The sequence below is a fragment of the Limosilactobacillus reuteri subsp. reuteri genome (genome assembly GCF_000016825.1).
Taxonomy (GTDB): Bacteria; Bacillota; Bacilli; order Lactobacillales; family Lactobacillaceae; genus Limosilactobacillus; species Limosilactobacillus reuteri.
Map to the genome: position 1 here is coordinate 1,021,626 of NC_009513.1, position 14,620 is coordinate 1,036,245.

Consider the following 14,620-nt stretch of genomic DNA (forward strand, 5'->3'; position numbering starts at 1 on the left):
AAACAAAATATTTCGATGGTCACTTGCAAAATTGGTTTAAATAAACGAAAATAAAAAGAGTTAATATTGTTTAGAAAAGGACTACGCCAATGACAGATTCAGATCTAAAAAAGATTCATATTGTTTTTAATGGTCAGGATACTCCACCATTAAAGATTAGCCAGCTTTTTGATGCTAATAAGTTCAATCGTTTAACAGCAGTTACTGGTAACGTGACTGCCGACTTTATTAATCAGTATCTAAGTCGATTCATTAAAGTCGAAGTTGCACTGAGCAGCCCTGAAAATTATGAAGCGAAAACTGGTGATGAAGTAATCACTAAGGTAGCTTTAACTAATGCATTGCTATCTGCTGCTAATAAAAAGCCTGCTAAAGTCTTTGAAGCATTAACTAGTGACAATCAAGCAAATGTGTTGAACAATCTTTTTCAAGTTGCAATTGCACCAACCCAGGCTATCCATTCACGTTTTTACCTCCTAAGTAATTCCGAGACCCATGATACTCGTGTGATTTTGGGAAGTCTTAACTTGGACAGTGCTTCATTTGATAAAGAGCGTAACCAATATGAAGAAATATTAGTCTTTGATGATGACATTCGGCTATTTCAAAATCTTGATAACCACTATAAGAATGACATCAAGCCAGTTTTACGACCATTTTTTACTGAAAATCTTTTAAATGCAGCGCAAAATCAAATTGATGAGAGCTTGAAAGATACTAAAGGAACTAAGAATGCGGTTGTAATTCTTGATAATGAAGTTACTGATCAAATCGCAGCGGCAGATATGACCGACTTGATTAGTCATGACGTTCAAAAACAAATTGATGAAAATAAAATTCCCGCAATGATTACTAAGTCGATGCGAGATATTACGACTAACCGCTCTCAAGATAAAGAAGAAGCAGAACGACAAATTCAACAACACGATACAATTTACACTTTGCAAAAAACAGCTGTATCGCCCCGAGCAGCTAAGCCAAAATTGAAATCGCGCGAAAAGATTTTTAAACAAGTTCAGGATGCATTGATTAGTGGTATGACACCACAACAACGGTCAGCAGAGAAGAAGTATACAACGTTCTTATATGATCGTCCGATGGAAAGAAATCTGGTTAACAATAATAGTGGCCTGTATGTACCGAATGATACTGGCACGCACCCAATTCAATTTGGGAAGATTGCGACTATTAGTCAAATTCGTGATGGCTTAAAGAGTATTGATGCAGTATTAAAAGGGTATCAGCAATATGTTGTTGACTACAATGATGATTATGGCAAGCGATTCTATGAAGCTATTTTATATAGTTTTACGGCACCATTTTTATGGGAGATTCGTGCGAAAGCTAGTTTGAATCCTGAAGATGGTAATGATATTCCTAACTTCTTGATTCTAGGAGCAACTGCTGGTTCTGGAAAGTCAACTCTGTTACGGATTATTAATCAATTGACATGGAATACTGATCGGTCATTAATTGATTTTGGGACTATCTATCCTACAGATACACCGCAGAAAAAAGCAAAAACTGTTGATGCAATCGAGCACTACATGAAGCTTGGAAGTTCATACCCCGTTTTAATGGATGAGATTGAACCATACTTCTTCCAACAGGATCAATATAGTCGGCACTTAGTTGTTGATACAATGAATGAATTGGTTAACAATCCACATGCAATTGCGCCATTAATCGGAACAACTAACTATGATTCTGGTTTTACTATGCTACGTGAAACTGCACGACGGACTTATTACCTTCAAATTGATAAGGTTATTGATGACCAGCAAAAAGGTGAAGCCAATAAGTATATCTATAACGTACGACAAACCCTAAATAATACGCTGTTTAAAGACTTTGTAATGCGAATGGCAAGTTTACTAGAAGACGATGAAACGCCATGGCGCGCATTTGATGAAAAGACTGGTAAACTTGACTTCTTAGCAAATACCCGTAAAATTTTCCGCGATTACTATCAAATGGCGGATATGGAAGTACCTCCTTACTTTGCAGATGAAATCTGTGATGACTTTAAGGAAAGTTCGCGTAACCGGTGGGCTAAGCTTTACCTAACACAAGAAGAAGACTTTAAATACCGCCAACAAGATCATAGCTTGTTATTTGATATTTCGAAGCTTAATACTTTTAATGGTTTTACTGCCGATAGTATTGAAAAGTACCGGAATGCATTGCCAATTGAACTCTGTGTGGATGGTATCAATGGCAAGCGTGGCAAATTTGTGGAAATTAAAGCTGATGAATTCTTTAAATGGATTGGTGAACGTAATCCATATGCTGAGGATACCGCGGAAAACGAAGCAAAGAATGAGGAAACATTAACTGTGAATACAGCTGAAGAAGTTACGGAATCGCCTGTTAAAGAACAAAAGAAGGGATTCTGGGCACGATTATTTGGCTAATCGAGTAGGAGATAATTGATTAGTTCAATTATCGACCTCTCACACCACCGTACGTACGGTTCCGTATACGGCGGTTCGACAACTTAATCACTTTGAATTGACTGGAGCGTCTTGGACATATTCATAAGTCCGAGTTGTTCCAGTTTTCTATTTGTTAGAGAATAGCTCAAGGTCTTACTGTGTGCAGTTCGCCAGTAGCCCTTGCGGGTACTAGCGAAGACGTATGCATCACGCTGGGACAGCCCCAGCTTCTGTAAGTTAGTTACCTTAGTTTTAAGCTTCTTCCATTGCTTCCAGATATACTGTCTTATTCGGGCCCTCAACCACTTGTCAAGGCGTTGAATAAAGTCAGTTAGTTTCCCAATTGAGTAGTACTGAAGCCATCCACGCATTTTTCGCTGAATTTCTTCAAACATTCTTGTCAGAGATATTCCACGATTACGTTTAGTTAATAACCTCAATGCTTTCTTTACTCGTTGTTGCGATTGTTTTGCTGGACGGGCGTAGGCTCCATTGTGGTCTACACCCAACGAAAAGCCAAGAAACTTTAACCGTAGCGGGCTACCGACTTTGGTTTTATCTGGGTTCACTTTAACTTTCAATCGCTTTTCAAGAAACTGGGTAATGCTTCGCATTACTCGTTCTCCGGCTCGTTGACTTTTAACATAAATGTTACAATCATCCGCATAGCGCACAAAGTGGTGACCACGTCTAGTCAACTCTTTATCCAACTCATTTAGATAGATATTCGCCAGTATTGGTGACAATGGCCCTCCTTGTGGGGTTCCTTTTTCACTCTTAGCGAAAAGCCCATGGTCTAAGACTCCGCTAGTTAGAAACTTACGAATGAGCCTTAGTGTCCATGGGTCATCAATATATTGTTGAAGATACTTAATCATCAAGTCATGATTAACATTATCAAAATAGGCTTTTAGGTCTAAGTCGACAACTCTTCGATAACCTTGATTATAAAGATCTACTACTTTTGCAATAGCGTCGTGAGCCCCACGGTGAGGGCGGAAGCCAAAACTATTATCAGAGAAAACACGCTCAAAGATAGGTGTAAGAATTTGGGCCACAGCTTGTTGAACCATTCGGTCCACCACTGTTGGTATTCCGAGTTTTCTTACTCCACCATTAGGCTTCGGAATTTCTACCCGTTTGACTGGTGCTGGTTTATACTTGCCCTCACGCAAACTAGCGATCAATTCCGTCTTATTTTCTCTGAGATATGGCAGAAGGTCATTGACTGTCATATCGTCAATGCCTGCTGCCCCTTTATTTCTCTTAACTCGCAAATAAGCCTGATTAAGGTTATTGCGGTCCAAGACTAAGTCTTGGATAGTGACACTCATACCTTTACCTTCACCATAATCGGTACTACGCGCCCTTGTGTACTTTCGGTTTTCCAAACCTATCCTCGACAAGCGGTCAGCTTGTTGTTCTGTTTTCTGCGATTGTCGCACCTGATTACACCTCCGATATAAGTTACAAGTTATTGTCGTTCAGTCCTTCATCTGATTACTCAGACTACTATGACCTCGGCTGACTTCTGGCTTACTCAACGCTACATCACTGCACCGCTTGTTTCTGTGGAAATTAAACTTATTCCTCTTGTCGGAAACGTGTAGGCCAGATCTCCCCGGGTAAGGATATTAACTTTCGTACCATGTCACCGGTAGCTTTACTGAAAGTAACTTCGAGTAGTGTTGGACTTTAACTTGTCATGCAGTCTTATCCAGTTAGTTCCAGCCTTATAGCTACTTCTTGTTCATCGGTGCAGTACTTTGCCTTAGACTTCCTTCAGATTCCACCTCACAGTGGACACCCTTGTCCTCAGCTCATGGTTCCGACTACTACGGCCCATAGCGGACTCTCACCGCCTAGCTAATACCCATGCCGGGCGCACATATAAAAAGGTCTGGGACGCAAATAGCATTCAAGACCTTTTTATTTACTATTAATTTTTTGTGCCTTTTGTTTCGGGTGATGTTTCAGATTTTCAAGCCGATTTACCAAGGGTTTTGCATATTTTATGTAGAGTGGATTACGAAGGAGCCAGTTATGAAAACGTGGTGAAATTTTAGTGATACACCATATTGTGAGGAGGAAGAATGGAACCTGCGGAATTACAGGGAGGAGCATCCCAATTATCCCACCAACGAATGAAATGCTCCCTAACAAGATCCATCCAAGTTTTAATACTAATTTTATGATCATTAAGAACTCCTCCTTTCTTTCATATTAAAGTTACTACCATTCTATCATGTGCGAACGAAAAAAGGGTGGGGAGCTGCTTAAGTTTTTATTACATTTAAGTTAAGGAGAGAAATAAATTGACATTTTATACAATTAGCTATTTATCAAACCACCAACATATGAATCAACTATTTAATTATATTGCTATTATCATCTTTGTCCTTCTGATTGCAGTAATGGCATTTTTATATTTACGGCATCGCCTTATTACCCGTTATCGTGATTTAGGGATAATTTTCTTTTTACTATTGTTGCTTTTTATCGGCTTTCAAGTTACCGATATGGAAAAAATACCACACAGCAATCCCAAACAACTCAGATGATTCCCTTTATTAAGGCGGTTGCTCGGGATCATAATGTTTCTCCACAAAAAGTAGTTGTTAATTCCACAACTTTAACGGATGGAATTCTTGTCCGAATTGAGGATCGGGATTACCGTGTCAATTTAAGTCAAACAGGGGATAATTATACCCTTACACGAGCACATGTTGTTAATCATCAGGTTAATTTAATGAAGTAGGAGAGAAATATGGATAATTATTCATTGATTATTATAAAATTTGTTCTCGGAATGTTATGTTTGATTTTGCAGATTAATTTACTGGGGAAGGGGAATCTCGCACCTACTTCTGCTATTGATCAAGTTCAAAATTATGTTTTAGGTGGGATCATTGGCGGAATTATCTACAATAGTGATATTTCTATTCTTGAGTTTATAATGGTCCTTTTGATTTGGACATTAATTGTATTTATTGTGAAATTTGCTAAAGATCATAATATTTGGGTAAGAAGAATTATCGATGGGCGCCCGCAAATATTAATTCAGAACGGAAAATTATTAGTAGAGAATTGTATGCGTGCAGGAATCAGTGCTAATGATCTTATGTTTCGCCTTCGTGGTCATGGAATCTATGAAGTTGCTAAGGTCAAAAGCGGAATTTTAGAACAAAATGGCCAGCTTGTAATCATCGAAAATGATGAAGCAAATGTTCGCTTCCCATTAATTAATGATGGACAGATCAATATTGATGTAATGGAATTGATTCATCATGATGAACAATGGGTATTTGAACAAATTCATAAAGCAGGTTATGACAGTGTTGATGATATCTATCTTGGCGAATATATTAATGGCAAATTAACTTTAATACCATATCCAAAAGCTTAAAAGATCATCCTCTTTATAATTTTCAAGCGTATAATAAGAGTAAAATACAAAATGAAATGATAAGAAGATGATTTGATGAAAAAATCGTTAAAAATTGCCGGAATTAGTATTGGTAGTCTAATTCTTCTTGCTTTTGGTATTCAAGGTTTCTTATTACGCGGAACTCCTGGTCAGCACCTTTCATCACAAAATTATCAAAGTAACCTGGAGTATTCTTCTATTCCCACCTTGCTTATTCCTGGCTGGGGTGGAAGCACAATTACTTATAATAAGATGATTAAGTACTATCAGCAAAAAAATATTGCGCAAAAAGTTTTAACGATCTGGGTTGCTCCTAATGGACGTATCTGGACTGAGGGGGACTTTCACGGGCAAAAGAATGCCTTAATTCAAGTTTTATTTACTTGGAACTATAATGGTACCTACCATCCACAGATCAAGCAATTAACGGGTGTTCTAAATTATTTGCAGAAACACTATCATATGCAGAAAATTAATGTTGTTGCCCATTCATATGGGGGCACAGAATTCATTCACGCTTATATGGGTTCGAAATATCTTCAAGATCATATGCGGTTAAATAAAGTAGTCTTTTTAGGGGTACCAGTTGAAGAAAGCCTTAGCGATCAATTAAAATATCGCTATCACTTAGTTAATAAATCGACGGACAAGAATTTTCACCAATTATTTTTGGAGATGAAAAATTGGCAACTGAATTATCCTGTTGAAATTTATAATTTAATGGGTAGTGAAGAAGGCAGTAAAACAACTGATGGTGCTGTTCCGCATATCCAATCAGAAATGTTAAAATCATTAATTAAAGCCCATCCATCAATTGAGTATCATCAAAAAGTGTATCCAAAAACCACTCACTATCAATTACATCATCGAACAAAAATTTTAAACAATATCGCTAACATTTTATGGGGAAGGAATTAAAATGAATAAAGAACATGGCCAAGTAACAGGAATTATATGGCGTGGACCTGATGACCTAGCTATATATCAACGATTAAAAGAATATGCAGATAAAAAAGACATTTCAGTTTCAGAGGCAGCCAAGCAATTAGTTAAGATAGCTCTCAAGAAAGATTAAAAAATCCTAATTGGTTAAGTTTAATATTCCATGATAGAATCTTAAATGTACAAAAATTAAAGGGGAGTTCACTTAATGATAAATCAAAAAAGTAAGACAGTATATTTCTGTGCCGGGTGGTTTACTGACAAGCAAAATAAAGCTTATGAGGATGCAATGAATGCAATTAAGGCTAACCCTACAGTAGATGTAGAGAATTCTTATGTGCCATTACAACACCAATATAAAGGATTACGGGTTGATGAACATCCAGAGCTTTTGCAAGATCGCGAATGGAGTACAGCAACTTACAATGGTGATCGAGTAGGCGTTTCAACTTCTGATATGCTTTTAGCAGTCTACATTCCTGAAGAAGAAGATGTAGGAATGGGTGTTGAATTAGGAATGGCACGCGCACTAGGTAAATATATTATGGTAGTGATTCCTGATGAGGACTTTGGTAAACCAATTAATTTAATGAGTTGGGGAATTGCAGATAATTTCATTAAAATGTCAGAACTTCCTAATTACGATTTTAATAAACCATCTTATAATTTCTACGATGGTGGAGTATATTAAAAAAGATGTGCGAGTTTCAAATCGCACATCTTTTTTACAAAATGTTAGTTTACATAATATCTATAACGGTTAATAAATTGATGTTCAATCTCTGACAATAGCCCAGCATGATTGTTATCGTATCTTGTAACTTTATCAGCAACTTTTAGCAGGTCAGCTGTAGCGTTTTTCATTGCATATCCATAACCAACTTCTGATAACATCTCAATATCGTTTGAAGTATCTCCAAAAGCAACTACTTGGTCTAGAGTTCCGTTTAAGTAATTTTCGACTAGTCTTTTTAATCCTAAAGCTTTATTTACGCCTGCTGGTAGGATATCAATGCCATAAGCTCCACTATAAGTTGCTTGAATTAAGTTTGGAAACTGCTCATTTAATTGATTTACATATCCTTGAATAATAGTTTGGGATAATTTGCGTTTGGCCCAACCAATGTTTAAGTTATAAATTGGCTCAGTGATTTTTTGAAGGTCAGAAAAATATGTGTGGTGGGGATAAAAAGGGACTGGAACATCGCGATACTGCTCGGCAAGGATTGTTTGTGTTTCGCCAGATAAAGATAGGATGTCAGGGCTAGGGAACGTATGCTTAATAAAAGTATGAAGCTGTTGCAGCGTCGCAATTGAATGAGTCTTGCCGTAGACAGATTTACCGTTTATTATCAGTCGCCCGCCATTTTCTGCTACAAATTCTTTTACAAGTGGACAAGGCTGAAAGATCGTTGACAATGCATCGTAACTATTCCCGCTTGCAATAATAAAGTGGTAGTTTTGCTGTTGTAATAGTTCAATATCTTTATTCAAACGGTTAATGTCGAATTTATCATTATCATCTAGTAAGGTACCATCAACATCGATAGCAATAAAACGGTATTTTCCCATTTGATTTCCTCTCTGAAATATTAATTTGTAGAAGAATCTTGTGGCTTTTCTACAGTAGTTTTACTTTTAAGTTGTTGCTTTAACTGTGTATTTTCTTTTTGCAGTTGGTCAATCTTTTTTTGATACTTTTTTAATTCGTCCTTACTAACACGCGATGATTGTAATTCTTTTAATTGCTTGTTAGTTTTGAGGTGATTAGAAAATGATAGCAAGTAAATAATAATAGCCCCAATAAGTAAACAGATAAAGATTAGCAGCACTAGTGGCATTTTTACTTGTGCTCCAAAAAGATTGACTACTACAGTTGCTGTATTTAATAGTGCAAAGATGGCAATTATAATTAGAATAACGATTGAAGCAATAGTTGTGGATTGCTTTTTCATGGAAAATTCCCCCTCATGTTTTTTGTAACATATCTATTATATTAACTTAAGAAGTGCTGGTAAAGGAGAAGAGGGGAATAAATAAGCGTCATCTGTATTTGTACTTTTTAAATAAAATTGACAAATTATCTTTATTTTTTTAATAAATGCGCTAAAATAGAAATATAAGGCGTCCTTAGTGTAATGGATAGCACATGAGATTTCGGTCCTCATGATCCGAGTTCGACTCTCGGGGGACGCATTTTTAAGAAAATATGATGAAACATAAAAATCCTACAATCGTTGTTATATCAATGATTGTAGGATTTTTTAGTATTTTAGAAAAGTATGAAAAAATATAAAAAAGTACAAAGTCGGTACACCTTTGGTACACTAGTGTACCAAACTAAAGTTGATTCAAAGCATTGACAATTTTGTCATCAGTTTTTCCTTTGTATTCATCTATTAAATAAGCGTAAGTATTCATTGTTGTACGAATGTCACTATGACCAAGACGTTTGCTGATTGGATATATATCCACACCTTTAGCAAGAAGTAAGGCAATGTGGCTGTGCCGTAAACTGTGGAAGTGAAAATTTTCGCGGTGAATACCTAATTTATCTAATAATTGTCGAAGCATTTTATTGACTGCGTTGCTAGTAGGAATAGTACCAAACTGAGTCATAAATACCATATTACTAATATGCTTTTCCTTCAATTGAGAAAGCAATTGTAGAAGAGTTTGATTTACTTTGATAGTCCGATTAGACGATTATGGGTTGCTTACTACAAGTATTCTCAACCACTAGATGCCTTTAGTCGTCACGTTGGCTATGTTTGAATTCGTCAACCACGAGAAAACGGTTATGGTTACATGGCTGTTCGTGATACTAAGACTAACCAACCTTTTGGAAAATTTGAATAAAATTTTAGTTAGCCCTAATGGTAGTTGCAAATTTTAGAATGCAATTACTACTAGGGCTTTCTTTTTGTTGTATAATAAAACAGCGATAGTAAACGAATTACCACCGCTGAAATAACTATTTGCCTAGCCACAAGGGCTAGACACGCAACCATGCAAATAGTTGCTTAATAGTCTTTTTGATTATCTTTTTTATGTGCTTATTAGGCACAATCAATATTACTATGCACCAATGATGCAATTGGGACACCTCCCAACTTGCACATATTTGTGGAGTGATTAGTTCCAACAGTGTGCTCAACTATTGTATCATAAGTTAGTTGTGTTATAATATATGTATCAATATTACTATGCCGGTGTGCAAAATGGTTTCAGTTGATTACTTAAACCGTACCGGTAAGCAGGGTGCCCTAATCGGCATCCTTTTTATTTTATTTAGTTCGTACACGTTTGGCACACTAAACCTCTTGAAACGTTGGTATAACAACGCTTTTAAACTCTCGGGGGGAGTAAGATTGTATAAAAAAGAAGCTCCGATAAAACGCTGATATAACGGCAGTTTATCGGAGCTTTTGTTTAGTTAAAATGGTGAAAGTTTGTAAGTTTGGTGCACAAATGGTGCAATTCGGCAATTTTTGTGCACCAAAATTAATCATTGTCGTAAACTTATTTTATTTAGTTGAGTGCGCGGGTTCTTTCAATAGAAAAATTTTTGATTATTTCGAGAAAATTTCGCAAAGTAAAACAAAGTAAAACAAAGTAAACAAAAGCAAGATAAAGCAATTTATTTAAAAATGCGCCATCAAATCAAGATGCTACAAGCTCTTGGTCCTGTGTTACATACCCCACAAGCAAAAAAATTAAAGGGTTATAGGTATCAACTATGGGAGTTACGACCTATGCTGAAAAGAGTATTTTATGGAGTGTGGAAGAAAAATAATTTTGTGTTATTAAATCATTATACTAAGAAAAAGGATGAAACAGATCCTCGTCAGATAGAAAGAGCCTTGTCGCTACTTGACGATTGGTACGAAAGGAAGGGTAAATAATGAGAAACTGGGAAGATATAGATAAGCATCAAACGGTTGCAACAAAAGAAGAATTATCGATTATTGATACCTTGTCTTTTTTAGAAGTACAAAGAATTAAACAGGGGATTTCGCAAACAGAATTTGCAAAAAAATCGGTATGACACAACCTCAATTGGCTAAAATTGAGAATTTAGATTCAATCCCTACGCTGCCTACATTAAATAAATATGCTGCTGGATTAGGTTTGCAAATCAAGTTGTCTATTTCTCCATTGATGGAAGCCAAGTAGATAAATATTAACAATAATTGCACCGTGAAATAATTTCATAATATGCAAAAAAATAAGCCCCGATAAAGTGGTGCTATATCAGCGCTTTATCGGGGCTTTTATTAATGTCTTTAGACCTAGTTGAGTGCGCGAGCAGAGCGAGTGCACGAAACAAAAAACCACCTGCTATGCGGGTGGGCGATAAAAATTATATAAAAAAGGCCTCTTTTGCCTTAAGATGTAGGTGTTCAAGCCAAAGTCAATAAGGGAAAAGAGGTTATATAAATATGGCTAATAAATTAAATAGCTTAGCCCATACGAAGTGGTTATGTAAGTATCACATCGTATTCATACCAAAGTATAGACGTAAAGCGATCTTCAATCAATACCGAAGAGACCTGAGAGATTATATTCGTTTGTTGTGCAAATATAAGGGAGTAGAAATAATTGAAGGTCATATGATGCCAGATAATGTGCACTTGTTAGTAAGTATTCCGCCGAAACTAAGTGTCTCGCAGTTTATGGGATACTTAAAAGGGAAAAGTGCATTAATGATGTTTGATCGACATGCAAACTTAAAATACAAATATGGGAACCGACATTTTTGGGCTGAAGGCTACTATGTGAGTACAGTTGGATTAAATGAATCCACGATAAAGAAGTATATCCGAGATCAAGAGAAACATGATATAGCAATGGATAAGCTAACAAGTGTGGAATATTCGGACCCTTTTAAGGGTAAGTGAGGTAGTATAAACACCGCTTAAAGCGGTGGCAAAGTAGTCAGAGCATTTTGGCTTGAGCAAAGCGAAAGCCAGCGCCTTGAGACGCCGGCTTTTATTATCGGCTTATAGCCGATGTGCAAACCACCCGTTTGACGGGTGGTTATGATTTAAATAAAGAGCGGTTAATCTTGTTAAATATAATTAATAACCAACTATTGATTTAGAGAAAAATAAAGACGAAAAATGATCTATGACCGAGTTAAATACTTATCTAAAAAGTCCATCACAATCTTAAATACCTGTGGTTGAAGGAATTTCACATCCATGTGACTTGCGCCTTCGATTTCGTATAATTCAGCAGGAACGTTGTTTTCAACTAATGCATCATAAAGCTTTTCACTATCTTTAATTGGAACAACGACATCTTCTGTCCCATGAAAGATAAGAAAGGGCGTAGAATTAGAATTTACATAGGTGAGGGGATTTGCGGCAGAATCAAGCTCAGGAGCGTTTTCAGGCTCAGCACCAAGCAAGTTACGGTAAACAAAATCAAAATCGTTTGATGCACTTCCTGTTTTAGCGGTTAAGGGATCAACCACACCATAAAAAGGAACTGCTACTTGAACATCACTGGAGTAATCTAAATTAGCACCTTTGTCAAATTGGTTAAGGCCGTTAGTAACACCTAGCATACTTGCCATATGTCCACCGGCCGATTCTCCCATCACAATAAACCGATTAGGATCAGCTTGGAAGCGCTTGGCATTAGCTCTCATATAACGAATAGCAGCCTTAGCATCTTCTAATTGCCCAGGAAACTGAACTTTGTTGCTATCACGATATTCGACGCCGACAACAATGTAACCATGCCGAGCAAAATCAACCAAATTCGGCAGATGAACATTGTGGTCAGTATCCATCCAGCCGCCACCAGCAAACCAAAAAATTACTGGATAACGTGTATCATCATTAGTTTGAAAATGTCGAATGACTGAAAGCTTCAAATCTCGCGTTGTATTACCAAGCCATCCAGGAACTTGCGTATACGTAATATCTGAATCTAGCCATAAACCGTCACGTACTTGATCAACTTTAAGCGTATGTTTCATGATAAAAACTCCTTTTAAAATACTTTTGCCATAGACTTCAGCAATAGTATTACATAAATCTTTTAAAACATAAATCAAAAGTATTAGTTTTATTAAAGTTAAAAATAAGCATTAGATAAATTCTTTTGAGAAAGCTAAAAATTGATATTCTGGGGGAATTTTAAATTCAGTCGCATTAAAACTATAATTTTAATGACAGGTTAATTTTAAAATAAATCGTTCCCTCTTTACGTATTTACTAGCAACTTCGCTTATTTTATGGTTAGATTAAATTAATATATATTTATAAGGAGCGATCATCTATGGAAATTCAATACTGGGCTGATATTGCGTGCCCATATTGCTATATGGGAATTACACAATTACAACGGGCACTTAAAGAATTAAAGATTGCCGATCAGACACCATTAAAATTTATGTCATTTCAACTAGATCCAACGTTGCCAACAACAACTGATCTATCAATGACAGAATATTATGCAAAAACTCATCAACTAACTAAGCAAGAAGCTGCTACACAAATACAAAAAATTGATCAACTTGCTGCCGATATTGATTTACCAATTAAGATGGAAAATGCGATTCCTGTTAATACATTAACTGCTCATCGCTTAATAAAATACATTGAGAGTTTAAACGACCAAGCATTACTTAATAAGGCTGTTAAACGCCTTTATCAACTTTATTTTAATGATAATGAATCAATCGCGGACTATGAAGCTCTAACTGGTGCAATGAATGAAATTGGATTACCTGTTGCTGATGTTAAAAAAGTTCTTGAATCTAATCAATATGAAGATGAGGTTCGAAAAAACGAACAGCGCGCATTTATGATTGGAATGCCAAGTGCACCGTTATTTGTGATTAATAATAAGTATTCAATCACTGGCGCGCAACCTTACGAAGTATTTTTAGAAGCCTTGAAAAAAGTAAAAAATATAACTAAATAGGATTCAAGCAAATCAGAAGATAATTTCTGGTTTGCTTTTTTGTTCCCCCTGCTCTATTTGTAAATAGAAAAACTGTAATTCTTTATAAATTCTAATCATCCGGGTAGAATAAGACTTGAGGAGGTCTTTAGAATGAAGGTAACAAAACTTATTGTAGGAATTATTATGATTGTATTAGCCATTATTATATTTGTTCAATCGATTGTTAGAGGTTTTGGGAATCCTAATCCTGCAATTCATATTTATGCCAGAACAGCCGAATTAATTGTTTCGCTATTATATCTGGCATCAGGAATCGTCTATATCGCTACTTGTGGTATTGATGGTTTAGGTGGCGATATTGCTGGATTATCGATGATGCTAATCAGTTGGGTTTTAGGTTTATTAACGTGTACTATCTATCTTCCATTGCAACTATGGGCATGGTTGGCATTAATTATCGGAGTCGGCTTCTTTGTCTGGCATATTATGTTACGACGTGAATAAATTATGCTAATTATTGGGCAATCCAATGATATTCGCTTTTAGCCTACGTTATTAGATTGCCTATTTTTTCTAATAAAATAAAAAAACAGCGAGTAATTTTACTTACTGTTTTAGACTAATTGGGCTAGCTGGATTCGAACCAGCGCATGACGGTACCAAAAACCGTTGCCTTACCGCTTGGCTATAGCCCAATTATATTAAAATGTTGAACAACTATTAAAATTGCTCAATGGAGGATACAGGGCTCGAACCTGTGACCCCCTGCTTGTAAGGCAGATGCTCTCCCAACTGAGCTAATCCTCCAAAAGTGACCCGTGCGGGATTTGAACCCACGATACCAGCGTGAAAGGCTGGTGTCTTAACCACTTGACTAACGGGCCATATTAAATTA

Annotated in this window: 13 protein-coding genes, 4 tRNA genes and 4 pseudogenes; 12 read left to right on the forward strand and 9 right to left on the reverse strand. The window is 36.3% G+C overall.

Features of this window, described 5'->3' with window-relative positions; all coding sequences use genetic code 11:
* Nucleotides 1-89 precede the first annotated feature (89 nt).
* Nucleotides 90-2,414 carry an Aq_aa27 family P-loop NTPase gene (locus LREU_RS05050; protein WP_003673122.1) on the forward strand — a complete coding sequence of 775 codons (2,325 nt, stop codon included), beginning with the start codon at nt 90-92 and terminating at the stop codon, nt 2,412-2,414.
* Nucleotides 2,415-2,497: 83 nt separating this feature from the next.
* On the opposite strand, the gene ltrA is transcribed toward LREU_RS05050, so the two are convergent.
* Nucleotides 2,498-3,880: a group II intron reverse transcriptase/maturase gene (gene ltrA / locus LREU_RS05055; RefSeq protein WP_003666987.1), complete on the reverse strand. Its 1,383-nt coding sequence runs from the start codon at nt 3,878-3,880 to the stop codon at nt 2,498-2,500.
* Between the two features lie 484 nt (nt 3,881-4,364).
* Nucleotides 4,365-4,634, reverse strand: a complete 270-nt coding sequence (locus LREU_RS05060; RefSeq protein WP_003667799.1) for a YbaN family protein — start codon at nt 4,632-4,634, stop codon at nt 4,365-4,367.
* A 158-nt stretch (nt 4,635-4,792) separates the two neighbouring features.
* Between LREU_RS05060 and LREU_RS10110 the strand changes: the two are divergent.
* From LREU_RS10110 to LREU_RS05085, 5 genes and pseudogenes are all read left to right on the forward strand, one after another.
* Nucleotides 4,793-5,193, forward strand: a pseudogene (locus LREU_RS10110) (DUF3290 family protein).
* 9 nt (nt 5,194-5,202) lie between these two features.
* Nucleotides 5,203-5,841: a DUF421 domain-containing protein gene (locus tag LREU_RS05075; protein ID WP_003667794.1), complete on the forward strand. Its 639-nt coding sequence runs from the start codon at nt 5,203-5,205 to the stop codon at nt 5,839-5,841.
* Nucleotides 5,842-5,916: 75 nt separating this feature from the next.
* Entirely contained in the window at nt 5,917-6,780 is an 864-nt protein-coding gene (locus tag LREU_RS05080) for an alpha/beta hydrolase (protein WP_003667792.1), read from the forward strand.
* Nucleotide 6,781: 1 nt separating this feature from the next.
* Complete coding sequence (locus LREU_RS10455) at nt 6,782-6,937, forward strand: hypothetical protein (RefSeq protein ID WP_003667790.1); 156 nt, start codon at nt 6,782-6,784, stop codon at nt 6,935-6,937.
* Nucleotides 6,938-7,012: 75 nt separating this feature from the next.
* Complete coding sequence (locus LREU_RS05085) at nt 7,013-7,495, forward strand: nucleoside 2-deoxyribosyltransferase (protein WP_003667788.1); 483 nt, start codon at nt 7,013-7,015, stop codon at nt 7,493-7,495.
* A gap of 44 nt (nt 7,496-7,539) precedes the next feature.
* On the opposite strand, the gene LREU_RS05090 is transcribed toward LREU_RS05085, so the two are convergent.
* Both LREU_RS05090 and LREU_RS05095 read right to left on the reverse strand, forming a co-directional pair.
* The gene (locus LREU_RS05090; RefSeq protein ID WP_003667786.1) at nt 7,540-8,376 is read right to left on the reverse strand and encodes an HAD-IIB family hydrolase; all 837 of its coding nucleotides are present in this window, start codon (nt 8,374-8,376) and stop codon (nt 7,540-7,542) included.
* A 20-nt stretch (nt 8,377-8,396) separates the two neighbouring features.
* Nucleotides 8,397-8,759: a LapA family protein gene (locus LREU_RS05095; protein ID WP_003667785.1), complete on the reverse strand. Its 363-nt coding sequence runs from the start codon at nt 8,757-8,759 to the stop codon at nt 8,397-8,399.
* Between the two features lie 169 nt (nt 8,760-8,928).
* On the opposite strand from LREU_RS05095, the gene LREU_RS05100 reads away from it, so the two are divergent.
* Nucleotides 8,929-9,000: transfer RNA gene (locus tag LREU_RS05100), tRNA-Arg, on the forward strand.
* 144 nt (nt 9,001-9,144) lie between these two features.
* Here the strand turns inward: LREU_RS05100 and LREU_RS05105 are convergent.
* Nucleotides 9,145-9,510, reverse strand: a pseudogene (locus tag LREU_RS05105) (tyrosine-type recombinase/integrase); the annotation flags it as partial.
* 929 nt (nt 9,511-10,439) lie between these two features.
* On the opposite strand from LREU_RS05105, the pseudogene LREU_RS10530 reads away from it, so the two are divergent.
* The 3 genes and pseudogenes from LREU_RS10530 to tnpA form a co-directional block, all read left to right on the forward strand.
* Nucleotides 10,440-10,709, forward strand: a pseudogene (locus LREU_RS10530) (type II toxin-antitoxin system RelE/ParE family toxin); the annotation flags it as partial.
* Nucleotides 10,709-10,980: pseudogene (locus LREU_RS05115) on the forward strand (helix-turn-helix domain-containing protein). The pseudogenes LREU_RS10530 and LREU_RS05115, both read left to right, overlap by 1 nt.
* 266 nt (nt 10,981-11,246) lie before the next feature.
* Nucleotides 11,247-11,705 (forward strand): IS200/IS605 family transposase, encoded by a 459-nt coding sequence (gene tnpA, locus LREU_RS05120; RefSeq protein ID WP_003667773.1) that lies wholly within the window; start codon nt 11,247-11,249, stop codon nt 11,703-11,705.
* A gap of 227 nt (nt 11,706-11,932) precedes the next feature.
* Here the strand turns inward: tnpA and LREU_RS05125 are convergent, their stop codons facing one another.
* Nucleotides 11,933-12,793 carry an alpha/beta hydrolase gene (locus tag LREU_RS05125; RefSeq protein WP_173030300.1) on the reverse strand — a complete coding sequence of 287 codons (861 nt, stop codon included), beginning with the start codon at nt 12,791-12,793 and terminating at the stop codon, nt 11,933-11,935.
* Nucleotides 12,794-13,095: 302 nt separating this feature from the next.
* Here LREU_RS05125 and LREU_RS05130 point away from each other — a divergent pair, with 302 nt between their 5' ends.
* Complete coding sequence (locus LREU_RS05130) at nt 13,096-13,743, forward strand: DsbA family oxidoreductase (protein ID WP_003667771.1); 648 nt, start codon at nt 13,096-13,098, stop codon at nt 13,741-13,743.
* Between the two features lie 132 nt (nt 13,744-13,875).
* Nucleotides 13,876-14,229 (forward strand): hypothetical protein, encoded by a 354-nt coding sequence (locus tag LREU_RS05135; RefSeq protein WP_003667770.1) that lies wholly within the window; start codon nt 13,876-13,878, stop codon nt 14,227-14,229.
* Between the two features lie 119 nt (nt 14,230-14,348).
* Here LREU_RS05135 and LREU_RS05140 read toward each other — a convergent pair.
* The 3 genes from LREU_RS05140 to LREU_RS05150 form a co-directional block, all read right to left on the reverse strand.
* Nucleotides 14,349-14,420, reverse strand: a tRNA-Gln gene (locus LREU_RS05140).
* 39 nt (nt 14,421-14,459) lie between these two features.
* A tRNA-Val gene (locus tag LREU_RS05145) sits at nt 14,460-14,532 on the reverse strand.
* A 5-nt stretch (nt 14,533-14,537) separates the two neighbouring features.
* Nucleotides 14,538-14,609: transfer RNA gene (locus LREU_RS05150), tRNA-Glu, on the reverse strand.
* Between the last annotated feature and the right edge of the window lie 11 nt (nt 14,610-14,620).